24 protein-coding genes are annotated in these 22145 nt (G+C 63.6%); 18 read left to right on the forward strand and 6 right to left on the reverse strand.

Going from position 1 to position 22145, the window contains the following annotated elements:
• Positions 1 to 79: 79 nt before the first annotated feature.
• The 3 genes from hisG to SFY93_RS09985 form a co-directional block, all read right to left on the reverse strand.
• Complete coding sequence (gene hisG / locus SFY93_RS09975; RefSeq protein WP_320446963.1) at positions 80 to 1057, reverse strand: ATP phosphoribosyltransferase; 978 nt, start codon at positions 1055 to 1057, stop codon at positions 80 to 82.
• On the reverse strand, positions 1054 to 2220 hold the full coding sequence (locus SFY93_RS09980; RefSeq protein ID WP_320446964.1) for an ATP phosphoribosyltransferase regulatory subunit: 1167 nt from the start codon (positions 2218 to 2220) through the stop codon (positions 1054 to 1056). Before SFY93_RS09980 ends, hisG begins: the two co-directional genes overlap by 4 nt.
• Before the next feature lie 113 nt (positions 2221 to 2333).
• Positions 2334 to 3098, reverse strand: a complete 765-nt coding sequence (locus tag SFY93_RS09985) for a 16S rRNA (uracil(1498)-N(3))-methyltransferase (RefSeq protein ID WP_320446965.1) — start codon at positions 3096 to 3098, stop codon at positions 2334 to 2336.
• Between the two features lie 202 nt (positions 3099 to 3300).
• Here SFY93_RS09985 and SFY93_RS09990 point away from each other — a divergent pair, with 202 nt between their 5' ends.
• The 7 genes from SFY93_RS09990 (at position 3301) to SFY93_RS10020 (ending at position 9787) form a co-directional block, all read left to right on the forward strand.
• Positions 3301 to 4011, forward strand: a complete 711-nt coding sequence (locus tag SFY93_RS09990; RefSeq protein WP_414717097.1) for a hypothetical protein — start codon at positions 3301 to 3303, stop codon at positions 4009 to 4011.
• 25 nt (positions 4012 to 4036) lie between these two features.
• Positions 4037 to 4969, forward strand: coding sequence for a 4-hydroxybenzoate octaprenyltransferase (gene ubiA / locus SFY93_RS09995; protein ID WP_320446966.1), 933 nt, complete (start codon positions 4037 to 4039; stop codon positions 4967 to 4969).
• Between the two features lie 33 nt (positions 4970 to 5002).
• Entirely contained in the window at positions 5003 to 5941 is a 939-nt protein-coding gene (locus tag SFY93_RS10000) for a LysR substrate-binding domain-containing protein (RefSeq protein ID WP_089261905.1), read from the forward strand.
• A 147-nt stretch (positions 5942 to 6088) separates the two neighbouring features.
• On the forward strand, positions 6089 to 6631 hold the full coding sequence (locus SFY93_RS10005) for a thiamine pyrophosphate-binding protein (RefSeq protein ID WP_089261903.1): 543 nt from the start codon (positions 6089 to 6091) through the stop codon (positions 6629 to 6631).
• Positions 6619 to 7215: a thiamine pyrophosphate-dependent enzyme gene (locus tag SFY93_RS10010; protein ID WP_320446967.1), complete on the forward strand. Its 597-nt coding sequence runs from the start codon at positions 6619 to 6621 to the stop codon at positions 7213 to 7215. The genes SFY93_RS10005 and SFY93_RS10010 overlap by 13 nt, the downstream gene beginning before the upstream one ends.
• Positions 7216 to 7328: 113 nt before the next feature.
• Complete coding sequence (locus tag SFY93_RS10015) at positions 7329 to 8324, forward strand: Bug family tripartite tricarboxylate transporter substrate binding protein (RefSeq protein WP_320446968.1); 996 nt, start codon at positions 7329 to 7331, stop codon at positions 8322 to 8324.
• A 20-nt stretch (positions 8325 to 8344) separates the two neighbouring features.
• Positions 8345 to 9787 (forward strand): FAD-binding oxidoreductase, encoded by a 1443-nt coding sequence (locus SFY93_RS10020; RefSeq protein WP_320446969.1) that lies wholly within the window; start codon positions 8345 to 8347, stop codon positions 9785 to 9787.
• Positions 9788 to 9814: 27 nt separating this feature from the next.
• Here the strand turns inward: SFY93_RS10020 and SFY93_RS10025 are convergent, their stop codons facing one another.
• Positions 9815 to 10339 carry a DUF6101 family protein gene (locus SFY93_RS10025; RefSeq protein WP_320446970.1) on the reverse strand — a complete coding sequence of 175 codons (525 nt, stop codon included), beginning with the start codon at positions 10337 to 10339 and terminating at the stop codon, positions 9815 to 9817.
• Between the two features lie 284 nt (positions 10340 to 10623).
• On the opposite strand from SFY93_RS10025, the gene SFY93_RS10030 reads away from it, so the two are divergent.
• The 6 genes from SFY93_RS10030 to lpxK all read left to right on the forward strand — a co-directional run bounded on the left by SFY93_RS10030 (position 10624) and on the right by lpxK (position 16137).
• Positions 10624 to 12024, forward strand: a complete 1401-nt coding sequence (locus SFY93_RS10030) for a TldD/PmbA family protein (RefSeq protein WP_320446971.1) — start codon at positions 10624 to 10626, stop codon at positions 12022 to 12024.
• Positions 12011 to 12820 (forward strand): 3'(2'),5'-bisphosphate nucleotidase CysQ, encoded by an 810-nt coding sequence (locus SFY93_RS10035; protein ID WP_320446972.1) that lies wholly within the window; start codon positions 12011 to 12013, stop codon positions 12818 to 12820. Before SFY93_RS10030 ends, SFY93_RS10035 begins: the two co-directional genes overlap by 14 nt.
• A gap of 61 nt (positions 12821 to 12881) precedes the next feature.
• Entirely contained in the window at positions 12882 to 13127 is a 246-nt protein-coding gene (locus SFY93_RS10040) for a DUF4170 domain-containing protein (RefSeq protein ID WP_068733639.1), read from the forward strand.
• A complete protein-coding gene (locus tag SFY93_RS10045; RefSeq protein WP_320446973.1) occupies positions 13124 to 13837 on the forward strand; it encodes a lysophospholipid acyltransferase family protein in 714 nt (237 codons plus the stop codon). Before SFY93_RS10040 ends, SFY93_RS10045 begins: the two co-directional genes overlap by 4 nt.
• Positions 13830 to 15134, forward strand: a complete 1305-nt coding sequence (locus SFY93_RS10050; protein ID WP_320446974.1) for a 3-deoxy-D-manno-octulosonic acid transferase — start codon at positions 13830 to 13832, stop codon at positions 15132 to 15134. The genes SFY93_RS10045 and SFY93_RS10050 overlap by 8 nt, the downstream gene beginning before the upstream one ends.
• Positions 15127 to 16137 carry a tetraacyldisaccharide 4'-kinase gene (gene lpxK, locus SFY93_RS10055; RefSeq protein WP_320446975.1) on the forward strand — a complete coding sequence of 337 codons (1011 nt, stop codon included), beginning with the start codon at positions 15127 to 15129 and terminating at the stop codon, positions 16135 to 16137. Before SFY93_RS10050 ends, lpxK begins: the two co-directional genes overlap by 8 nt.
• Before the next feature lie 118 nt (positions 16138 to 16255).
• On the opposite strand, the gene SFY93_RS10060 is transcribed toward lpxK, so the two are convergent.
• Together SFY93_RS10060 and xseA are read right to left on the reverse strand one after the other, a co-directional pair.
• Positions 16256 to 16483 (reverse strand): DUF2093 domain-containing protein, encoded by a 228-nt coding sequence (locus SFY93_RS10060; RefSeq protein ID WP_089261889.1) that lies wholly within the window; start codon positions 16481 to 16483, stop codon positions 16256 to 16258.
• Between the two features lie 120 nt (positions 16484 to 16603).
• Entirely contained in the window at positions 16604 to 18202 is a 1599-nt protein-coding gene (gene xseA, locus SFY93_RS10065) for an exodeoxyribonuclease VII large subunit (protein WP_320446976.1), read from the reverse strand.
• Between the two features lie 122 nt (positions 18203 to 18324).
• On the opposite strand from xseA, the gene SFY93_RS10070 reads away from it, so the two are divergent.
• The 5 genes from SFY93_RS10070 (at position 18325) to purD (ending at position 22083) form a co-directional block, all read left to right on the forward strand.
• On the forward strand, positions 18325 to 19311 hold the full coding sequence (locus tag SFY93_RS10070) for an alpha/beta fold hydrolase (RefSeq protein WP_320446977.1): 987 nt from the start codon (positions 18325 to 18327) through the stop codon (positions 19309 to 19311).
• Between the two features lie 4 nt (positions 19312 to 19315).
• The gene (locus tag SFY93_RS10075; RefSeq protein ID WP_320446978.1) at positions 19316 to 19867 is read left to right on the forward strand and encodes a hypothetical protein; all 552 of its coding nucleotides are present in this window, start codon (positions 19316 to 19318) and stop codon (positions 19865 to 19867) included.
• A gap of 1 nt (position 19868) precedes the next feature.
• Positions 19869 to 20171: a winged helix-turn-helix domain-containing protein gene (locus tag SFY93_RS10080; protein ID WP_089261883.1), complete on the forward strand. Its 303-nt coding sequence runs from the start codon at positions 19869 to 19871 to the stop codon at positions 20169 to 20171.
• A 21-nt stretch (positions 20172 to 20192) separates the two neighbouring features.
• Complete coding sequence (locus tag SFY93_RS10085) at positions 20193 to 20696, forward strand: DUF6622 family protein (protein WP_320446979.1); 504 nt, start codon at positions 20193 to 20195, stop codon at positions 20694 to 20696.
• A 103-nt stretch (positions 20697 to 20799) separates the two neighbouring features.
• Positions 20800 to 22083 (forward strand): phosphoribosylamine--glycine ligase, encoded by a 1284-nt coding sequence (gene purD / locus SFY93_RS10090; protein ID WP_320446980.1) that lies wholly within the window; start codon positions 20800 to 20802, stop codon positions 22081 to 22083.
• Positions 22084 to 22145 lie beyond the last annotated feature (62 nt).

The raw sequence follows: 22145 nt of genomic DNA on the forward strand, positions 1-22145 counted from the left end.
CAACATCCAGAATATGCCCATGAATCATATGGTAATCAGCCCGTACGTTCGCCAGCAAGGCGAAACGCCGCGCTGCGCGTTACTGCCGCAAGAACGCCTCAAGTTTGGCGAACAGCGGATTCTCGCGATCCATCACATAGTCGAGCGAGGCGACCGAGACGGTATCTGCGCCGTTCGCACGCAGGAAGCTGCTCAGCGCGTAAAGCTGCGCCGGCGGGCAGTGCAGCGTGATCATGCCCGACGAGGTCGGGCCGCCGAACGGCGATACCACGCCGAAGCGGTTGTGGGCCTCGGTCAGCAGCGCCTGATTGCAGCCGGCGAAGCGGGTGCGCACTTCCTTGTATTTGCTGGCGCGGGCGCGCGCGGCAATGTGGTCGAGAATGATGCGCGCGGTTTCCAGCGACTGCGGCGACCAGTCGGCGGCGCGCGAGGCGACGAGATTGGCCTGGCTGCGCAGGATGACGCCGTCATCGAGTACCTTGAGGCCGTTGGCGGCGAGGGTTGTGCCGGTGGTGGTGATGTCGACGATCAGCTCGGCAGTGCCTGTGGCGGGCGCGCCTTCGGTGGCGCCGGCGCTTTCGACGATGCGATAGTCGACCACGCCATGCGACGCGAAGAAGTTGCGTGTCAGGTTGATATATTTCGTGGCGACGCGCATGCGGCGATTGTGCTGCGCGCGGAAGCCGGTGGTGACGTCATCGAGATCGGCCATGGTGCGGACGTCGATCCAGGCCTGAGGCACGGCAACGACCACATTGGCGCTGCCGAAGCCCAGGCCATCGATCAAAGCGACTTTCTTGTCGGCGTCCGGGATGCTTTCGCGTAGCAGGTCTTCGCCGGTGATGCCGAGATGCACGGCGCCGCGCGCCAGGTTCGAGGCGATCTCGCTGGCCGAGAGATAGGCGATTTCGACATTGTCGAAGCCGGCAATGGTGCCGCGATAATCGCGCACGCCGCCCGGCTTCGCCAGCGTCAGGCCGGCACGGGTGAAGAAGGCTTCGGCGTTTTCCTGCAGGCGTCCCTTGGACGGAACGGCAAGGACGAATGGTGTGGTCATGACGCGCTCCCGGAAACCAGCGCCGAGGACGCGTTCTGAGTGAGGGCTTCGATCCAGATCGAGAAGCCGACCGCAGGGATCGGCGTAGCGGAGCCGAGCTGCGTCAGCAGTCCGTCATACCGGCCGCCGGCTACCAGTGGCTCGGTGCCATTGCCCTTGCGGTGCAGCTCGAATTCGAAGCCGGTGTAGTAGTCGACGCCGCGGCCGAATGACGTCGAGAAACGCGTCCTGGTGGTATCGATACCACGCGCCGCCATGAAGCCGATGCGGCTTTCAAATTCGTCGATGGCGGCCGTGATGTTGAGTTTGGCATCGGAGGCGAGCTTGCGCAGTTGCTGCAGGGCATCGTCGGGATCGCCTGATATCGCGAGGAAGCGCTTGATCAGCACCAGCGCATCGCGCGGCAGTGCGCCGCCTTTCAGCGTCGACTGTTCGAGGAAGCGATCGGCGATTTCTGCCACCGAACGGCCGCCGACATTGGTGGCACCGGCGATCGACATCAGGTCGGTGACCAGTGCCAGCGCTGCCTTGCGGTCGGAGCCTGCCAGCGCGGCGAGTACGCCTTCATATTCGTTACGCACCGGCGACTCGGCGAGGGTGAGCCGGTCGAGGTCGTGGGTCAGGCTGATCTTGCGGTTGAAATCCTTCATCAGCCGGCGCTTCCATACCGGATAGAGGTCGAGCGCCTCGATCAGCGCCGCGAACAGCGCGACGTCGCCGGTGCGGATTTCGATATCGCTGAGGCCAAAGGCGGCCGTTGCCTCCAGGCCGAGCGCCAGCATTTCGGCATCGGCGGCGGCGCGATCCTGACGGCCGAAGGATTCGATGCCGGCCTGCTGGAATTCGCTGGGCGTGCCCTGCCGATAGCGGAACACCGGGCCGAGATAGCTGAAGCCCGCAGGCTGGCCGGCCTGAGGTGAGGCGAGATAATCGCGCGCCACCGGGATCGTGAGATCCGGCCGCAGGCATAGCTCTTCGCCCGACGCGTCGGTCGTCAGATACAGGCTCTTGCGGATGTCTTCGCCGGACATATCGAGGAACGGATCGGCCGGCTGCAGGATCGCCGGCTCGGCATGGGCGTAGCCGGCCTCGGCAAACGACAACAGCAGCGCATCCGCCCAGGCGGCGGATCCGGTCGCGCGAGGGGCGGCGGGTTTGGTCATCTCGAAGTCCAGCAATCTCAACAGAGTGGTCGTTGGCGCAGCCCATAGCATGGCGGTTGCGACGTTTCGACCACCATCGCCCGGCGGCCTTAATGTCGGGTCATGGCAGCGCCTTATTTGCCTACTTGGTTACCATTCCAGTCACCAAGTCCCGTTTGCACCAGCGCCAGTGCCGCCACGGCCGCCGTATCGGCCCGCATGATCCGCGGGCCCAGCGCCAGCCGGAGAATATTGACCTGTTTCAGCAGAAGGGCCCGTTCTTCCTCGGCAAAGCCGCCCTCCGGGCCGATCAAGACGTCGATTCCGTTCGCTGCGGCCTCCCGGGCGCCGGTCAGCGCGGTCATGGGATCGGTCACTTCCGCGGCCTCGTCGCAGAAGATCAGCAGCCGTTTGGCATCCCGCTGGTCGAGATATTTGGGCAGGTTCAGCGGTTCGGCGACAGCGGCCACGCTCAGAATTCCGCATTGTTCGGCGGCCTCGACCACATTGGCGCGCATCCGCTCGGTATTGACCCGGCTGGCCTGGGTAAAGCGCGTCATCACCGGCTGCAGCGCCGCCGCGCCCATCTCGATGGCCTTCTGCACCATGTAATCGAGCCGGGCGTGTTTCAGCGGGGCGAATACGTAGGTCACGTTGGGCAGGTGGTCCTGCGGCCGGACCTGGGTCAGCAGGGTCAGGCGGTCTGCCCGCTTGCCGCCGGAAATGGCGGCCTGCCATTCGCCGTCCTTGCCGTTGAACACCAGCACCGAGGCGCCGGAGCCCAGCCGCAGCACATTGCCGAGGTAATTGCTCTGGTTGCGGTCGAGCGAAATGGTTGCGTCGGCTGCAAAAGGCGCATCGACAAACAGGCGGGGACTGCGGAAATCGGCTTGCGGCATCGTTCATGTTCCATTCAGAGGGCGAGCTTTAGCCCAACTGCGACGAATTATCATGCGAGAACGCGGCTTTGCGCCGTGCTGCCGCCCGAATCCGCGTGCTGTTGGTGGGTTGTTAAGGCTTGGCAGGAATCGTAGAAAGTCCTGAATCAGGATGGGCTTCGCCCCCGATCAATCGGGGCACTGAGCTGCCGGAGGAATATCTGTGATCATCCGTCGTTTGATTGTGCCGCTGTCCATGGCCGTGTTCGCCATGCAGGCTGTCGAAGTTCACGCCCAGGGCGCGTTTCCCGCGCCGCTGCCGGGCAATAGCTCGGCTGCGCCTGCGAGTTCGTCGCCATTCCCGCCGGTGAACGGTGCGCCTGCCAGCGCATCGCCATTTCCGCCGGTCAATGGTGCAGCGGCTGCGCCCAGCGCGTTTCCCTCCAATGGCGCTGCGCCGATCGGTGGTGGCGGCTTCGGCGCTCCTCCGCAGCAGCAGGCGGGCCCGCCCGGCGGCGAAGATTGCATGAAGGGCTTTCTGCCCCTGCGTCAGGACGCCGAAAAGAAGGGCGCTGCCATCAAGGCTGCGAGCGAACGTCGCGCGCCTCCGGACGAGGCCTGCAAGCTGATCACCTCTTTCTCGCAGACCGAAGTCAAGATGATCAAATACATCGAGGCGAATGCGCAGAAGTGCGGCATTCCGCCCAATGTCGGCGAACAGATGAAGACCGGCCACAAGAACACCGAAGGCATGCGGCAGAAAGTCTGCAGCGTTGCGCAGCAGCAACGGGGTGGCGGTGGTGGCGGCCCGGTGGCAGCGCCGCGCCTAAGCGACGTGCTGGGCTCCTCGGCATCGCTGCCGGAAGCGAACAATGCGCGCAAGAGCGGCGGCACCACCTTCGATACGCTGAACGGCAACGTGCTCACCCGATGATCGGGTCGCAGATCATTCTGTTCCAATGAGCGACGCGGCCGCCCGCGTTGCGGATGCGACCGGCAACTGGGTCGATCGCTCGGCGCCGTTGTGGTCGCGGCCCTATCTGCGGCTGTCGCGCTTCGACCGTCCGATCGGCTCATGGTTGCTGCTGATGCCGTGCTGGTGGTCGGCGGCGCTCGCCTCCGGCATGGCGCACGATATCCATCAACTGCCGAAGATGATCGCGCTGTTCTTCATCGGCGCCTTCGTCATGCGCGGTGCCGGCTGCACCTGGAACGACATCACCGATCGCGACCTCGACGCCAAGGTGGAACGCACACGCTCGCGGCCGATCCCGGCCGGGCAGGTCACGGCGAAACAGGCTTTTGCATTTCTGGTGCTGCAGGCCCTCATCGGCCTTGTGGTGTTGCTGCAGTTCAACAGTTTCGCCATCGCCACCGGCATTGCCTCGCTTGGCATCGTTGCCGCCTATCCTTTCATGAAGCGCATCACCTATTGGCCGCAGAGCGTGCTGGGTCTTGCTTTCTCGTGGGGCGCGCTGATGGGCTTCGCCGTCGTGTTCGGCCGCATCGATGCGACGGCTTTGGCTTTGTACGCGGGTTCGATCTGCTGGGTGATCGCCTATGACACGCTCTACGCTCATCAGGACACCGAGGACGACGCGCTGATCGGCGTGAAGTCGACCGCGCTGCTGTTTGGGGAACGCACGCAGGCCGCGCTGACGCTGTTCTACGGGCTTGCCGTGTTGCTGATCGGCGCGGCGCTAGCACTGGCTGGCGCGCGCTGGCCGGCATGGCTCGGCCTCGCGGCGTTCGCGGCGCACTTGGCTTGGCAGATCACCCGCATCGATATCAGCGACTCCGCATTATGCCTGCGGCTGTTCAAGTCCAACCGCGATGCGGGGCTGCTGCTGTTTGTAGGATTGCTTGTGGATGCCATCATGCGGGCGGCGTAATCGCGCCTTCCTAAGCACTGGTGGACCACAGAGATGGACGTCGCGCAGCTCAAGACACTCATCCACGTGGCCGAACTGGGAAGCCTGAGCAAGGCCGCCGATCGCCTTCGCATCGCGCAGCCGGCCTTGAGCCGGCAGATCAGATTACTTGAAAAGGAACTTGGCGCCGCGCTGTTCGAGCGGCACGGGCGCGGCATGGTTATCACGGAGATCGGCCGCGAAGTTCTCAACCACGCCACCCGCGTGATGACCGAGCTCGATGCCATTCGCAATGTCACCTCCGAGGAGAGCGCCTCGTTCAAGGGCCTCGTCTCCATCGGCACGACGCCGACCGTGGCCGAGATCGTCACCGTTCCCCTGGTGAAGAAGATCAAGGAAGTGCATCCGCAGCTCTCGATCCGGCTGTCATCGGCTTTCACCGGCCATTTGCTCGACTGGCTGCAGCGCGGCGAACTCGAACTCGCCGTGTCCTACGATCCGCAGCCGCTGCGTTCACTGCGCATCGTGCCGGTGATGATGGAGAACCTGCTGTTCGTCAGCGCCGGCAGCAAGGGATTGCGCATGGATCGGCCCGTTCCGTTCGCGGCGCTGGCCCATGAAGAACTGGTTCTGCCGAGCCTTCGCCATGGCTTGCGCGGGATCATGGAGGAATGCGCGCGGCAGGCGGGCATCCAGTTGCGTGGCAGCGTCGAGGCGGATTCATTCGGCGCGATGATCGATCTTGTGCGCAACGGTGTCGGCTCAACGGCTTTGCCACTCGCGCCGATCCATGCGCTGGTCGAGAGCGGCGTGCTCTGTGCGGCGCCGCTGGTCGATCCCACGCCGGCGCGCAAGCTGGTGCTGGCCTATCCGGCGGACCGTTCGGTCAGTGCGGCGGCGCGCTTTGTCGGCGATACGTTCACGGAGATCGCGGCCGATCTCGTGGCCCGGAATATCTGGGTCGGTCACATGATCGATCCCAGGAAGACGTAGCTGCGTCGCACCATGCGCGCGCTGTCGAGTGCTGCAACGCCAGAGATCAAATCTCGGCATATCTCTTCGAGCAAATCGGTATGCGTCGGGCCGTCTGCTTTGGGCTAAGCGTGAGTCAGCGCTATGCTGCAAGCAACGGAGACTGGAATGTCAGATGCAGGGCCCACGCCCGGTTCACAGGTGGATTGGCGGCACGATGTGTTCCGCATCCTGAAGGAGGCCGACGTCAAGCACATCGTCTATGTGCCCGATGCCGGCCACTCCACGGCGATCCGTCTCGCCGACGAAGACAATGCGATCAATTCCGTGGTGCTGACCACCGAGGAGGAAGGCATCGGCTATCTCGCGGGTGCCTGGCTCGGCGGCGAGCGCGGTGCGCTGCTGATGCAGTCGAGCGGCGTCGGCAACTGCATCAATACGCTGGCACTGCAGGCTTGCACGCGCTTTCCTCTGCTGATGGTCGTGACCATGCGCGGCGACTGGGCGGAGTTCAATGCGTGGCAGAACCCGATGGGGCAGGCGACGGAGAAGGCGCTCAACCTGATGGGCGTGCTGACCTGGCGCGCCGATGAGCCGCAGGATGTAGCACCGCTGTTGCATGGTGCCGCGTCGATGGCATTCAATGGCGATGCGGCCTGCGCATTGCTCCTGGGGCAGCGTTTGATCGGAGAGAAGCAGTGGGTCAAGTAAACGAAACTGGCGCGCTCGATCGCCGCGAGGTCGTGCAGAAGCTGCTGGCCGGCCGCAAGGATCTGCTCGTGGTCACCGGCCTCGGCTCACCGTCTTATGACGTGATGGCTGCCGGCGACCACGACAACAACTACTATCTCTGGGCGGCCATGGGCAGCGCCGCCATGGTCGGGCTCGGGCTGGCCACGGCGAAGCCCGACCATTCGGTGCTGGTCATCACCGGCGACGGCGAGATGCTGATGGGCATGGGCGGACTCGCGACCATCGCCACGCGTAAACCTGCCAATCTGACGATTGCCATTCTCGACAACGGGCATTTCGGTGAGACCGGCATGCAGGTGAGCCATGCCGGGCTCGGCGTCAATCTCGATCGCGTGGCGCAAGCCTGCGGCTTCGGCTGGACGCGCGCGATCCGCGACATGGCCGGTGTGGAGGATCTGCGCGGTCGGCTGTCGTCGCGCGATGGCGTCAAACTTGCGGCCATCAAGGTGAAAGCGGAAAATCCGCCCCGCGTGCTGCCGCCGCGCGACGGCGTCTATGTGAAGAACCGATTCCGCGCAGCGCTCGGACACGCGCCGCTCTGAACCAACGGAAGGGCGCCCATCAAAGTAGATGCGGCGCCCTTCTGACGATCGCTGGAAGACCCAATGCTGGAAAACCAGTGTGGGAAACAAAAATCATCAAGGGTAGGGAAACAATGGCGAGCAAGATCACGCGCCGCACGTTCTGCCGCTCGGCAGCCGTTGCGGCGTCCAGCATGATGATTCCGGGCACGAATGCCTGGGCGCAGGCAGACCTGCCGAAAAGCCCGATTACGCTGGTCGTGCCTTTCGCAGCCGGTGGGGCCACCGACATCGTCAGTCGGCATGTCGCCAAGAAGGTCTCCGATCAACTCGGGCAGACCATCCTCATCGAAAATGTCGGCGGCGCAGGCGGTGTGGTTGGTGCCACGCGGGTCGCGCGCGCCAAGCCCGACGGGCTGACATTGTTGATGGGCACGATCTCCACTCACACGATCAATCCTCTGATGGCGAAGGTGCCGCCTTACGATCCGGTCAAGGATTTCACGGCGATTTCGATGCTGGTCACGGTGCCCAACGTGCTGATGGTGTCCAAGCAGGTGAAGGCGACCACCGTCGGCGAACTCATCGCGCTGCTCAAGGCCGATCCGACCAAATATAGTTACGGGTCGTCCGGCGTGGGAACACCGCCCAATCTCTCCGGTGAGTTATTCAAGGTGCAGGCGGGCGTGAAGATGGAGCACGTGCCCTATCGCGGCGGTGCGCCGGCGATGAACGACCTGATGGGCGGACAAATCCCGGTTCTGTTCGACGTGCTGAGCGGCGCGGCGCCGTTCATCAAAGCGGGCTCGATCCGCACGCTGGCCGTTACGACCAAGAAGCGGTCGCCGTCCTTCCCTGATATCCCGACCGTTGCCGAGTCCGGCCTGCCTGATTGCGAGACCTATACCTGGAACGCGGTGTTCGGCCCACCCGGCATGGCGCCGGCGCTTGCAGAACGGTTGAGTTCAGAGTTCCGCAAGGCCGTGGCGGATCCGGACGTGGCGAAGCAGTTGCGTGAGCTGAGCGGCGATCCGGTGGGCTCGACCGGCGCCGAGCTCGAGGCGCAGGTCAAAGCCGAAGGCGTGAAGTGGGGCCCGATCATCCAGGCCGCCGGTCTGAAGGCGGAGTAGCTCTGCGGAAGGATAGCGTGTTGACGTCTCTGAAAGCTGATCCTGCTGCATTTCTTGCTGCCGTGGCCGCAGTTATTGGCGGCAAATATGTGCGTACTGGTGCGGATGCCGATTCCTATCAGCAAGACTGGCGCGCCCGTTATCGCGGGGCTGCTGTCGCTGTAGCCCTGCCGGGAAGTACGGAGGAAGTTGCGGCACTGATGGGCGTCTGCCGCAGCTTCGGTGTGGCCGTCGTGCCGCAAGCCGGCAATACCGGGCTCACCGGCGGTGCCATTGCGCCGGATGGACTGGACTGTCTGATCGTCAATGTCTCGCGGCTCAACCGTGTGCGTCATCTCGATCCGCTCAACAATGCGGTGACGGTGGAAGCCGGCTGCATTCTGGCGGATGTGCGTGCGCTGGCTGACCAGCACGACCGGCAATTTCCCGTGCTGCTCGGTAGCGTCGGCAGTTGCGAGGTCGGCGGGCTGATCTCCACCAATGCCGGCGGCACGGGTGTGCTGCGTTACGGCAATATGCGCGAGCAGGTGCTCGGGCTGGAAGTGGTGCTGGCAGACGGTCGCATCTGGAATGGCCTCAAGGCGCTGCGTAAGGACAATACCGGCTACGACCTGAAACAGCTCTTCATCGGCGCTGAGGGCACGCTCGGCATCGTCACTGCCGCTGTGCTGAAACTGTATCCGAAGCTCATGGTGTCAGCGACGGCAATGGTGTCGATGGACGAGGTCAGCCAGGCGATTGCGCTCTTACAGTATCTGCAGCGCACGACGGGCGGTCGTGTCGAGGCCTTTGAACTGATGTCGCAGAGCCAGTTGCAGATCGTTTTGCGCCATGGCTCGGGGAGCGGCAGCCCGATGGCAGATGAAGCACCGTGGTATGTGCTGCTCGAACTGGCGGACAGCGCCGCGGACTGGAATGCCGTGGAAAGCCTCGAGACCACACTGGCAGCAGCGATGGAGGAAGGGCTCATCGGCGATGCGGTGATCGCCACCGATCAGGCCAAGGCCGACCGGATATGGAACCTGCGCCACACGATTTCGGAATCCAACAAGCGTGAAGGCTTCACCGTGTCGAACGATACGTCGGTGCCGATCTCGGCGCTGCCGGAATTCATCGACCGCATCACGCGTCGGCTGCAGCGCGAACTGCCGAATGCGCAGGTCGCGCATTGCGGGCATGTCGGCGATGGCAATGTGCATGTGATCGTCGTGTTTCCCTACGATATCGGCGACGCGCAGGTCCGCGAGGCTGCGGCGCACGAGGCCAACACCATCGTGCATCAGGAAAGCGTCGCCTGTGGCGGCAGTATCAGCGCCGAGCACGGCATCGGCCGCATGCATATCGACCGGCTTCCGCTCTACACGTCGGAAGTCGAGCTCGATCTGATGCGGCGCGTGAAACTCGCACTCGATCCCGACCGGATGATGAATCCGGTCAAGGTGTTGCGACTGCCGGGAGAGTAAGACGGCAGGAGGCTCCTGCCTGTCTTCTTAGTGTCGCGCGATGATCTCGCGTTCACCCTTGTAGCTGCCGGCTTCGCCGAGCAACGCGCCCGGACGACGACGCACAAGAAATTTCGGGCGACGTTCGCGAATCGCATTGCGGCGACGGCGGCGCTGCGACGGTTCGTAAGTCTTTTCTTCGGGCAATTGCGGAAGTGCGAAAATCTCGCTCCACATCTGCCAGGCCATGTCGATTTCCTCGCGATCCGAACTGACCAGCAGCGGCACCGACAATGAGGGATCGCGATGCGCGAGCATCAGCATCTTGCCCTCGTCGAGACCGCGCAGGGTGACGCCGAGAAAATCGCTGACGCGCACATTGATCGCCATGCGCATGCCGCTGACGGCGCGATGCAGGACGACCCGGGTACGATGCAGTTCGATATGGCGGATCGCTCCGTCGGCGCGGGTATCATGCGCCTCGAAACGAACCGGAAGTGAATGGGGATCGAGCCGCAATGCGCTGCTCGATCCCGGGGCATGGGCCCCACCTGTCGCTGTTTGATGCCTCACGGCTTTTTATCTCCCCGCCGAAATTATGCTTTCGGTCGATGGGGAGACCTTGCCAGAGCCGGTTCGGAATCGGCTTAAAAAGGCTGGTTAATCGAATCCGACTGCCCCTCATGATTGACAGAAGCTTGGCAGGCATGATTGACGAGTCCTTGCGAAAGCCCTGAAATTCTTTCCTTTTCGGCGCGGCAAATGCTTGAAGTCCCTGCGAAATAGGCACATCTCTAACAGCGGCCATCGCCACTTCGGACCTGTTGAAATCGTCTCTCAATGTTGGGATTTTGTTCGTGAATTCTTCACCAAACGCATCGTCGTCTGCCTCCACGAAATCCGACAATTCCGATCTGCTCGATCAGTCCGTACTCTCCACGCTGGCGCAGCGTCTCGTCGAAGCCGCGAAGAAGGCCGGCGCGGATGCCGCGGATGCGGTCGCGGTGCGCGGCGTATCGCATGGCGTCGAAGTGCGTGACGGCAAGGTCGAAGCTTCCGAGCGTTCGGAAGGCGACGATATGGGATTGCGCGTGTTCGTTGGCCGACGTCAGGCGGTGATCTCCACCAATGACATGTCCGGCGATAATGTCGCGCAACTGGCCGAGCGTGCTGTCGCGATGGCGCGCGTGGCACCGGACGATCAGTATGTCGGGCTCGCCGATCCCGCCTTGCTCGCCCGCGATTTTGCGAACCTCGATCTGCTCGATCCTGTCGTGCCATCCGTGAGCGAACTCGAACGCCGCGCAGTGGAAGCCGAAGCGGCGGCGCTGGCGGTGAAAGGCGTGACCAAGTCCGGCGGTGCATCGGCCTCGACCGGCATCGGCGGCATGGTGCTGGTGACATCCACCGGCTTCCATGGCTCCTACCTGCGATCGAGCCACGGCGTGTCGATGACCGCGATCGTCGGCGATGGCACCAAGATGGAGCGCGACTACGCCTTCACCTCGGCGCTGCATGCGTCCGATCTGGAGTCGTCAGCCAGCGTTGGCAAGCTCGCAGGCGAGCGCACGGTGGCGCGTGCCAATCCGCGCAAGGTACCGACCTGCAAGGTGCCGGTGGTCTACGATCCGCGCGTCTCGAACTCGCTGGTCGGTCATGTCATCGGTGCCGCCAATGGCGCGTCCGTCGCGCGCAAGACGACGTTCCTCAAGGACAGTCTCGGCAAGCAGCTGTTCAGCAGCAATATCCGCATCATTGACGATCCCCTGCGCGTGCGCGGGTTGCGCTCGCAGTCCTTCGATGCCGAAGGCGTTGCGACGAAGCAGCAGGCCATCATTGATGGCGGTGTACTGACCACCTGGCTGCTGGATTGCGCGACCGCGCGCGAACTCGGCATGACCACGACAGGCCACGCGCATCGTGGCGTGTCGTCGTCACCATCGCCCGGAGCGTATAACCTGCATATGGAAGCGGGCGACGTGAGCCCCGAAGACCTGATCGCCGATATCAAGGAAGGTTTTTACGTCACCGATCTGATCGGCTCGGGCGTCAATGGCGTGACCGGCGACTACAGCCGCGGCGCCGGCGGATTCTGGATCGAGAACGGCAAGCTGACCTACGCCGTCAGCGAGATCACTATCGCCGGTCATCTGTTCGAGATATTCAAGTCGATGACGCCTGCGAACGACCTCACTTTCAAATACGGCGTCAACGCGCCGACCGTGCGCGTCGAGGGGCTGACGATTGCCGGACGCTGATCTCGACACCGACAAACGGCTCGCGCACGATGTTGCCCTGATGGCGGACACCGTGCGGGCGGCCGGCGAGCTCGGCCTCGCAATGTTCGGTACAGAACTCAGGAAATGGACCAAGGGTGAATCCTCTCCCGTTTCCGAAGCGGATATCGCCGTCAACGATCTGATCGAGAAGCGGCTTCGCGCCGCGACGCCCGATTATGGCTGGCTCTCGGAGGAGAGCGCCGATGACGAGTCTCGTCTCGGCAAGCGCCTGACCTGGATCATCGATCCCATCGACGGCACCCGCAGCTATCTCGCCGGTCGCGAGGACTGGTGTGTCTGTGTCGCGCTGGTCGAGGACGCCCGGCCGGTGATGGCCGCGGTATTCGCGCCATCCACAGATGAATTTTTTCTGGCGATCCGCGGGCAGGGCACCACCTGCAATGGCGTTCCGGTTCGGGCCACGACCGGTTCCGCAATGGACTTTTCGCGCGTGGCGGGCCCGAAGCCTCTGGTCGAGCGGATGGTCCATCCCAGACAGGATATCACGCTTTATCCGCGCATCGGCTCACTGGCGCTGCGTTTGTGCTGGATCGCCAATGGCCGGCTGGATGCGGCGTTTGCTGGGGGGCAGAGCCGGGACTGGGATCTGGCCGCCGCAGATTTGATCGTGCACGAAGCGAATGGTAGGATGACCGAGCTTTCGGGCGATCCCATCCTCTATAATCGCCGGGAAGTCACGCACGGGTTGCTGGTGGCAGCGGGGGCCGATCGCCATGCTTACATCGTCGAGCAATTCCAGAATCGCTGGGTTTAACCGGCTGCACCACTATCTTTGACTTATCGGATCGCAGCCGGTCGCTGCAGGAACAGGATTCATGTCTGACACACCACAGCAACTGCTTCATCTGGTCATCGGGGGCGAGCTGACCAACCTGAAAGAGACGACGTTCAAGGATCTCAGCCAGGTTGAAGTCGTCGGCGTCTATCCGAATTACGCGACGGCATTTGTCGCCTGGAAGGCCAAGGCGCAGCAGACCGTCGATAACGCCCACATGCGCTACTTCATCGTCCATCTCCATCGGCTGCTCGATCCGGGTCAAGACGCGAAGCCGACCGCTTGAAACGACTGCTCCGAAACACGCTGCGCAGCAGCTGGGTTCAGCGCGCCGCGGGGTTTCTCGCGGCCGAATTTTTGCGTCTGGTCTGGAAGACCAACACCTTCACCTTCGATCCCGTCGATGTCTATGACATTGTCGAACCGCAGATGCCGGTCATCCTGGCGTTCTGGCATGGCCAGCACTTCATGACGCCGTTCATCCGGCAGAAGGACTATCGCGGCGCGGTGCTGATCTCGAAGCATCGCGACGGTGAGTTCAATGCGCTGGCTGCCGAGCGGCTCGGCATCGCCACCGTCCGCGGCTCCGGCGACCATGGCGGCGCGTTTCACCGCAAGGGCGGTGTCGGTGCGTTCAAGGAAATGGTGCGGGTGCTGGAGCGCGGTATCAATATGGCGCTGACGGCCGACGTGCCGAAGCGTTCGCGTGTCGCCGGCATGGGCATCATCATGCTGGCGCGTGAAAGCGGCCGGCCGATCATGCCGTTTGCCATGGCCACCAGCCGCTACGTCCAGCTCAACAACTGGGACCGTACCACGATCAATCTGCCTTTCGGTCGAGGCGTGCTGGTCGGCGGTGAACCGCTGAGCGTTCCTGCCGATGCCGACGCTGCCACGATGGAGGCGTTGCGCCTGCAGCTCGAAGTCACGCTGAACGAGGCCACGCAGCGTGCCTATGACGCGGTAGGTCGGCCGGAAGGTGCGCGTCGTGCCTAACGCGCTGCCGATCACGCTGCGCGCCTATCGCAGATTGTCGGCGGCGCTGACGCCGCTTGCGCCCGTCCTGATCAGGCAACGGTTGAAGAACAACAAGGAAGATCCCGCGCGCCTCGACGAGCGTCGCGGCATCTCGCAGATCGAGCGCCCCGCCGGGCCGCTGGTCTGGATTCACGGCGCCAGCGTCGGCGAGGTGCTGGCGGCGGCAGCGCTGATCGAGCGGCTGCGCGCGTTGGGCATGCGCATCCTGCTGACGTCGGGCACGGTCACCTCGGCCGAGATCATCGCCAAGCGATTCCCGACCGATATCATCCATCAATACATTCCCTATGACTCACCGCGCTTCGTGGCGCGCTTCCTCGATCACTGGAAGCCGAGCCTGGCACTGTTCATCGAGAGCGATCTCTGGCCGAACCTCATCATCTCCGCCGCCAAGCGCCGGCTGCCGATGGTGCTGATCAATGCGCGCATGTCGCAGCGCTCGTTCCCGCGCTGGCAGAAATTTTCGGCGACCATCGGCGCCTTGCTCGGCCGTTTCGAGATTTGCCTGGCGCAGTCCGAAACCGACGCCGAGCGCTTCAGCGCATTGGGGTCGCGCAGCGTCGTTGTGACAGGCAATCTGAAGCTCGATGTGCAGGCGCCGCCCGGCGACGCTGTGAAGCTCGATAAGCTCATGGCGGTGACGCGCGGTCGCCCCATCATCGTCGCATCCTCGACGCATCCCGGCGAAGAGGAAATCATCCTCGAGACTCACAAGACGCTGACCAGCTTCTTCCCGAAATTGTTGACCGTCATCGTGCCGCGCCACGCCCATCGCGGGGCGGATATCGCGCAGATGATCACGGTGGCAGGTGCGCAGGTTGCCTTGCGCTCGCGCGAGGAATTGCCGCATGCAGGCACTGATATCTATGTCGCCGACACCATGGGCGAGCTCGGCCTGTTCTATCGTCTGTCACCGGTGGTGTTCATCGGCGGTTCGCTGGTGCCGCATGGCGGGCAGAATCCGATTGAAGCCGTGAAGCTCGGTGCGTCCGTGGTGCATGGTCCGCATGTCTTCAATTTCACCGACGTCTATGAGGCGCTGGATGGAGCCGGCGGCGCAAAGCTCGCCGACTCCTCGGAGCAATTGGTGAAACAGCTCGGCCAGATGCTCGGCAACGAGGCGGCACGCAATGCCGCAATCGAGGCCGGGCATCGCGTGGTTGAACGGCTTGGCGGCGCGCTCGACCGCACCCTGCATGCGCTGGAGCCTTATTTGATGCAGCTCCGGCTCGAAGCGGGAGCGCAGGATGCGTGAGCCGGCATTCTGGCGGCCGCCATCGACATGGTTGTCGCGTCTGCTGATGCCGCTTGGCGCCATCTATGGCGAAGTCGCAGGCAGCCGCATGGCCCGCAAGGGCGTCGATGTCGGCATTCCCGTGCTTTGCGTCGGAAACTATCACGTCGGCGGTGCCGGAAAGACGCCGACCACGTTAGCACTGGTACAAGTGCTGCGCGATCTCGGCGAGACGCCGGTGGTGCTCAGCCGCGGCTATGGCGGCAAGTTGCGCGGCCCGGTGAAAGTCGATCCGTCGAGGCATGTGGCGGCAGATGTTGGCGACGAACCGCTGATGATGGCACGGCAGGTGCCGGTGGTGATCTCCGGGGATCGCGTCGCAGGCGCCGCACTGGCGCGCTCGACCGGCGCGAGCGTCATCGTGATGGATGACGGCTTTCAGAATCCGGCCATCGCGAAGGACGCGTCGTTTATTGTGATCGACAGCAATCGCGGTCTCGGCAACGGGCGCGTGCTGCCCGCAGGACCTTTGCGCGCGCCGCTCGATCTGCAGATCGCACGCACCGATGCGCTCGTGGTGATTGGCGATGGTGTTGCAGCGACGGGCGTGGCGGCGCTGGTCGCGGGCCGGGGCGGTCCGGTATTGACGGCGCGCCTTGTGCCGGATGAGGCGTCAGTGGCAGCCTTGCGCGGCAAGCGCGTGCTGGCCTTTGCGGGAATCGGCGATCCCCAACGCTTCTTCCGGACGTTGCGTCATGCAGGTGTGGACGTGGCTGTGGAGAAGGCCTTCGCCGATCACCACCCGTATGCGCCCGCTGAGATCGACGCGCTGACCCTGCAAGCGAAGCGTGATGGGCTAGTGCTGGTGACGACAGAGAAGGACATCGTCAAGCTCAGCAGCATGCCGGCCGCGGCGGAGATCGTACCATTCGCCGTCACGCTGGCCTTCGAAGACAAGGCGGCGCTGCAGGCTTTCGTGGTCGAGAAGCTCAATCGGGCAAGAGTGAAGACACTCGGAAGGTAGGATGGGTAGAGCCAACGGGTCGCGCGAAGCGCGCCCGATGATAAACTCCGCGAAACCCATCACCTTTCGTGCGGGGAGATGATGGGTTTCGCGAAGACGCGCTACCCATCCTACGGCCTTACTTCTGACCCTTCACAGCGTCCGGATAATGCCGCGCCAGCACGGCATTCGGTACCGCATAGGCTTCCTGACGATCGACGCTCCAGTATTTCAACTCGTCCAGCGGAATGCGCTCGCCTGTGATGGCGCAAGTCACATAGGTGCCGGGCGACACCACGCGGAAATCGCCGTCGAGATATTGCAACTGGGCTTCGCCGTGGCCCGAGGGGCCAAATTTGTTCAGCACGGCTGGTCTCCTGGATCGTCACTAAGTCGTCTTGCCGGATCGGTCACCGGCCCTGAATGTCGTCATCTCGTAGCATAAATAGGGCCGCGGCGTCGCCCAATAAAGGCGGCCTGTGCGACTCTAGAACAGGCTGCCCTGATCGATTTTCGTCGCCTTTTTCGGCGCGGCCGGCGACACAGGCTTTGCTTCACGCGCAGCGGCCGTGCGGTCGCCATCGGCAGTCACGCCAACGCGGCCATCGGCGAATTCGATGCTCAGGCGCGCGCCCGCTCCGACAGTGGCGGCGGCATGCAGCGCCGCGCCTTGCTCGTCGCGCACCAGCGCAAAGCCGCGGGCCAGCACGCTGCGATAGGAGAGGGCACCGAGCAACTGGCTCGACGCCTGTACGCGTGCCTGCTGGCGCTGCACCAGCGTCGTCAATGCACGGCGCGCGCGTTCGGCAAGGCGCAGAGCGCGCTCCCGATCGCGCGTGATGGCATTGCGCTGCGCCTGCGCATTGGCGAGCTTGGAAGCCTTCAATCGTGCTTCAAGGCCAGTGAAGCGATCGCGGCGCTGCCGAAGCAGTGCACGCGCGGAGAGGCTCAGGCGTTCACCCGATACCGTCAGTCGCTGCGTGGCGTGGGCGATCTGTGCGCGCAGCACGCGCAGCGTGAGACCCGAGCTCGCCTGAGCGAAGCGGCGATGATGCGCATGCGTATTGGCCTTCAACGCACGCGGCAGCGATGCGGTTGCGCCGTCGAGGCGCTGGCGCGGAATGGCGAGCAATTCGCTGAGATCCGGCAGGGCACGCGCCGCGGCGCGTAGTTCGTTGCGGCGGGATTCCTGCCCGCGCTGCCAGCACAGCATCATGCGGCGCTCGAAGCCGGATATCTCCACCATCAGTTCGGCGCGCACAGGCACCGCCATTTCGGCGGCCGCTGTCGGCGTCGGCGCGCGCTTGTCGGCAGCGAAATCGATCAGCGTGATGTCGGTTTCGTGGCCCACAGCCGAGATCAGCGGGATCATGCTCTCGGCCGCGGCGCGCACCACGATCTCTTCGTTGAACGACCACAGGTCTTCCAGCGAGCCGCCGCCGCGCGCGACAATCAGCAGATCCGGCCGCGGAATGGCGCCGCCCACCGGCAGCGCATTGAAGCCATGGATCGCGGCGGCGACCTGTTCGGCCGAGCCTTCGCCCTGAACTTTCACCGGCCAGACCAGCACGCGGCGCGGGAAGCGGTCTTCCAGCCGATGCAGGATGTCGCGGATGACAGCGCCGGTCGGCGATGTCACCACGCCGATGACTTCCGGCAGCCATGGCAGCAGCTGCTTGCGCGCTTCGTCGAATAGACCCTCCGCGCCAAGCTTGCGCTTGCGCTCCTCCATCAGCGCCATCAGCGCGCCGACGCCCGCGGGTTCGATGGCCTCGATGACGATCTGGTATTTCGACGAGCCGGGATAGGTGGTCAGCTTGCCGGTGGCGATGACCTCGAGGCCTTCCTGCGGCTTGAACCGCATCCGGCCATGGACGCCCTTCCAGATCACCGCCTCGATCTTGGCGCTCTCGTCCTTGAGCGAGAAATAGCAGTGGCCGGACGAATGCGGCCCACGAAAACCCGAGATTTCGCCGCGCACCCGCACGTTCCCGTATGTGTCTTCCACCGTCCGTTTTAGGGCTGAGGACAGCTCGGAGACGGTGAATTCGGGGGAATTGGTGAGGGGGGCGGCGGCTTTGGGCATCGAATCTCGGCTTTCAGGATCGTCGCAAAGTAGGGATGTCGGTCGCAAAACGCCAATCAGATATTGATTTACAGATAACTCTGTTGTACAGAGTTATCTGTATTCAGAGAATGGCGGGTATTATGGCGTCGATATTGATCTTCGCGGTTCGTGGCATCATTTGGCTCCTTGCTGCAGCGGGCCTGGTCGCCCTGGTGCTGGCCGGCATGATTGCGGTGCCGGTCTCCAGGCCCAAGGCACTGGCCTCCATTGCGGACACGGCGCGCAGTGCGTATCGCGGGGACGTGCCGCCACTGCAGTATTTCCAGGCGAGAGACGGCTCGAATCTGGCCTACCGGCGCTACACGCCATCCGGACCGTCCGTGAACCGTGCCGCACTGCTCATTCATGGCTCGTCGGGATCCAGCATCGCGGTGCACGCTCTCGCGAAAGCGCTTGCCGCGCGGGGCGTCGAAAGCATCGCTCCCGACATGCGCGGCCATGGCGCGTCGGGGACCCGCGGCGATATCGCCTATCTCGGCCAGCTTGACGATGATCTCGCAGATCTCGTCGGCCATTTGCGCGGGCAGGGGCTGGCGTCGCCACTCACGCTTGCCGGGCATTCGTCCGGCGGCGGGTTTGCGCTGCGCGTGGCGGGGTCCGTCAATCAGGGGCTTTTCGCACGCACCGTTCTGCTGTCACCCTATCTCGGCCTGAAGTCGCCCTCCACACGCGAGAACGCAGGTGGATGGGCCAGTCCGAGTGTGCCGCGCATCATCGCGCTCAGCGTGCTGCAGTCGTTCGGGGTGACATGCTGTGCGCAGCTTCCGGTGGTCGCCTTTGCCGTGCAACCGGGGTCGACACGCATTCTGACATCCGAGTATTCGTTCAGGCTGCTGCAGAATTTCGGCACGCATCGCGACTACCGCCTGGATCTCGATCCGGCGAATGGGCCCATATCGGTCATCGCCGGGCGCAATGACGAGCTGATGTTCGCGGACAAATATCGCGAGGCGATGCAGTCGAAAGCCAATATCGACGTGCGCGTCCTCGACAACGCAAATCATATGGACGTCGTCAGCACGGCAAGTTTCGTCGCCGTCGTCGCCGACGATATCGCAACGAGGTGACATCGTGATCAACAGCCAGGAAGCCAGTGCTGCGTTGATGGAAATCGAGAGCCTCAGTCGGCTGGTCCGGCAGTCGGTGTTCTATCGGCATGCCAGCACGATGCTCATTCTATGGGGCGTTGCGACTTTTATCGGTTATCTGCTCTCGTTCTTCGCGCCTGCTGCGGCTCCCGTCATCTGGTCGATCGTCATCGTCGCGGGTGTCATCTGCGCGATCATCATCGGGGCCCTCAACAAGAAGCGCGAAGGTGTCAGCACCTTCGATGCCCGCGCGACGGCAGCGTTTATCGCGTTCGTGGCTTTTGGCTGTCTGTGGAGCATCGTTTTCGGGAACATGGTGCCGCGGCAGATCGGCGCGTTCTGGACGACTTACTTCATGTTGCCTTACGTGATGACAGGGTTCTGGTTCGGCCGCGTCTTTGTCGTCATCGGCATGAGCGTGATCGCGCTGACGCTGCTCGGTTACTTCTTCGCCGGACCGTGGTTCACGCTCTGGATGGCTGTCGTCAATGGTGGCGGCCTGTTGCTCGGTGGCCTCTGGATGCGGCGCAGCTGACATGGCCGAACTCGACGACATCATCCATCAGCCGCTGCGGCTCAAGATCATGGCAGCGCTGAACGCGCTGCATCCGGCACAGGGGCTGGATTTCCCGCGATTGAAGAAACTGACCGGCGCCACCGATGGCAATCTCGGCGCTCATATCGAGACACTGGCGAAAGCCGGTTATGTCAGCGTCGAAAAGGCCTTTGTCGGCAAGAAGCCGCAGACAACGGTGACGGCCACCGCGACCGGGCGTGGTGCCTTCGCGCGGCACGTCGCCACCTTGCGTGAGATCATCGCAACTGCGGAAGGCAAGTAGAGCAAAGCCTGGGAGATTGTCATGGACGTCGCGTGGCGCATTCTGACCAACACGCCGATCTGGGTGTTCGCGTTGCTGGCACTGCTGATCTGGCTCGGAAGCCTGTCGCTTCGGCCGCGAAAGACAGAGCTGCGCCGTTTGCTGATCGTTCCGATGGTGTTTCTCCTGATGGGGATGTCGCGGCTGATCTTTGCCGGCGGCCAAATGCATCTGATCGGGGCATGGCTGGCAGCGGCAATCGTGATGGCGGCCGTCGCTCTGTGGATCGGCCCCGGCGAGATGACGGTCGATCGGCGGGACGGCACCATTCTGCGTCCCGGGAGCTGGCTGCCCCTGATCCGCAACCTGTCGGTCTTCCTCCTGCAATATGCCGTGGCGGTCGCAACCGCGATGAAGCTGGGTTCGGGTGCTGCCGTCCCGCTGATCGGTCAATTGGTGTCGGGGGCCTGCGCCGGCTATTTCCTTGGCTGGACGGTGGGTTTGATCCGCCGCTATCGCGCGGAAACAAGTGTCGCCGTCGCGTGACGGGTTGGTCGCCTGGTCGGTTGATTACTCAGACCACTGATTGCCGTGCCGACGCGCCGTGCTAAACGGTGGACGTGTTTGATTGCAATTGGTCTGGCTGGTTATGAACATTCTCCTCCTCGGTTCCGGTGGTCGCGAACACGCGCTGGCGTGGAAACTCGCCGCGTCTCCGCTGCTGACCAAGCTCTGGTGCGCGCCCGGTAATGCCGGCATCGCCCGGGAGGCCGAATGCGTGGCGGTGGATATCACCGACCATGCGGCCGTGATTGATTTCTGTAAGGTGAACAAGGTCGATTTCGTCGTGGTCGGCCCCGAAGCGCCGCTGGCTGCGGGGATCGTCGACGATCTGGCTGCTGCCGGTATCAAGTCGTTCGGACCGAGCAAGGCCGCCGCCCGGCTCGAAGGCTCCAAGGGCTTCACCAAGGATCTCTGCAAGGCCAACAACATTCCGACCGCGGCCTATGAGCGCTTCAGCGATGCCGATGCCGCCAAGGCCTATATCCGCGCGCAGGGCGCGCCGATCGTGATCAAGGCCGATGGTCTTGCCGCCGGCAAGGGCGTGGTCGTTGCGATGACACTGAAGGAAGCGGAAGACGCCATCGACATGATGCTGGGCGGCGGCTTCGGCGCAGCCGGTGCGGAAGCAGTGGTCGAGGAATTCATGACCGGCGAGGAAGCCTCGTTCTTCGTGCTGTGCGACGGCGAGCATGCACTGCCGCTGGTCGCGGCGCAGGATCACAAGCGCGCCTTCGACGGCGACAAGGGGCCGAACACCGGCGGCATGGGTGCCTATTCTCCGGCACCTGTGTTTACCGATGCGATCCGCGATCGCACCATGAACGAGATCATCCTGCCGACGCTGCGCGCCATGAGCGCGATGGGCAATCCCTACAAGGGCGTGTTGTTCGCCGGCCTGATGATCACGGACGAAGGCCCGAAGCTGATCGAATACAACGCGCGCTTCGGCGATCCCGAGACCCAGGTGCTGATGGTCCGGCTGATGTCGGATTTGCTGCCGGCCCTGATCGCCTCCTGCGACGGGCAGCTCAAGAATTTCGACCTGCGCTGGTTCCCTGATCCCGCACTCACCGTGGTCATGGCCGCCAAGGGCTATCCCGGCGATTATGAAAAGGGCACCCGGATCGCCGGCCTCGACCGCGCCGAGAAGATCGAGGGCGTCGAGGTATTTCACGCCGGCACCAAGGCGTCCGGCGACTGGATTCTCGCCAATGGTGGCCGCGTCCTCAACGTGACGGCGTCCGCCAAGACCGTCGCTGAGGCCCAGCGCCGTGCCTATGAAGCCATCGGCCTGATCAACTGGCCCGAAGGTTTCTGTCGGCGCGATATCGGCTGGCAGGCGGTGGCGCGGGAACGCAAAGGCAAGTAACGGTATTCGGGTGATCCTGTCGGGGAACCGAAGGTTGTGGAACGCGTTGATGGGGCTGTGAG

This window comes from Tardiphaga sp. 42S5, from assembly GCF_034044155.1.
Taxonomy (GTDB): Bacteria; Pseudomonadota; Alphaproteobacteria; order Rhizobiales; family Xanthobacteraceae; genus Tardiphaga; species Tardiphaga robiniae.

Bases quoted from the DNA above. Each gene is read 5' to 3' on its own strand.
- hisG (WP_320446963.1), bottom strand. From the start codon at position 1,057: ATGACCACACCATTCGTCCTTGCCGTTCCGTCCAAGGGACGCCTGCAG.
- SFY93_RS09980 (WP_320446964.1), bottom strand. From the start codon at position 2,220: ATGACCAAACCCGCCGCCCCTCGCGCGACCGGATCCGCCGCCTGGGCG.
- SFY93_RS09985 (WP_320446965.1), bottom strand. From the start codon at position 3,098: ATGCCGCAAGCCGATTTCCGCAGTCCCCGCCTGTTTGTCGATGCGCCT.
- ubiA (WP_320446966.1), top strand. From the start codon at position 4,037: ATGAGCGACGCGGCCGCCCGCGTTGCGGATGCGACCGGCAACTGGGTC.
- SFY93_RS10000 (WP_089261905.1), top strand. From the start codon at position 5,003: ATGGACGTCGCGCAGCTCAAGACACTCATCCACGTGGCCGAACTGGGA.
- SFY93_RS10005 (WP_089261903.1), top strand. From the start codon at position 6,089: ATGTCAGATGCAGGGCCCACGCCCGGTTCACAGGTGGATTGGCGGCAC.
- SFY93_RS10015 (WP_320446968.1), top strand. From the start codon at position 7,329: ATGGCGAGCAAGATCACGCGCCGCACGTTCTGCCGCTCGGCAGCCGTT.
- SFY93_RS10040 (WP_068733639.1), top strand. From the start codon at position 12,882: ATGTCTGACACACCACAGCAACTGCTTCATCTGGTCATCGGGGGCGAG.
- lpxK (WP_320446975.1), top strand. From the start codon at position 15,127: ATGCGTGAGCCGGCATTCTGGCGGCCGCCATCGACATGGTTGTCGCGT.
- xseA (WP_320446976.1), bottom strand. From the start codon at position 18,202: ATGCCCAAAGCCGCCGCCCCCCTCACCAATTCCCCCGAATTCACCGTC.
- SFY93_RS10070 (WP_320446977.1), top strand. From the start codon at position 18,325: ATGGCGTCGATATTGATCTTCGCGGTTCGTGGCATCATTTGGCTCCTT.
- SFY93_RS10080 (WP_089261883.1), top strand. From the start codon at position 19,869: ATGGCCGAACTCGACGACATCATCCATCAGCCGCTGCGGCTCAAGATC.
- SFY93_RS10085 (WP_320446979.1), top strand. From the start codon at position 20,193: ATGGACGTCGCGTGGCGCATTCTGACCAACACGCCGATCTGGGTGTTC.
- purD (WP_320446980.1), top strand. From the start codon at position 20,800: ATGAACATTCTCCTCCTCGGTTCCGGTGGTCGCGAACACGCGCTGGCG.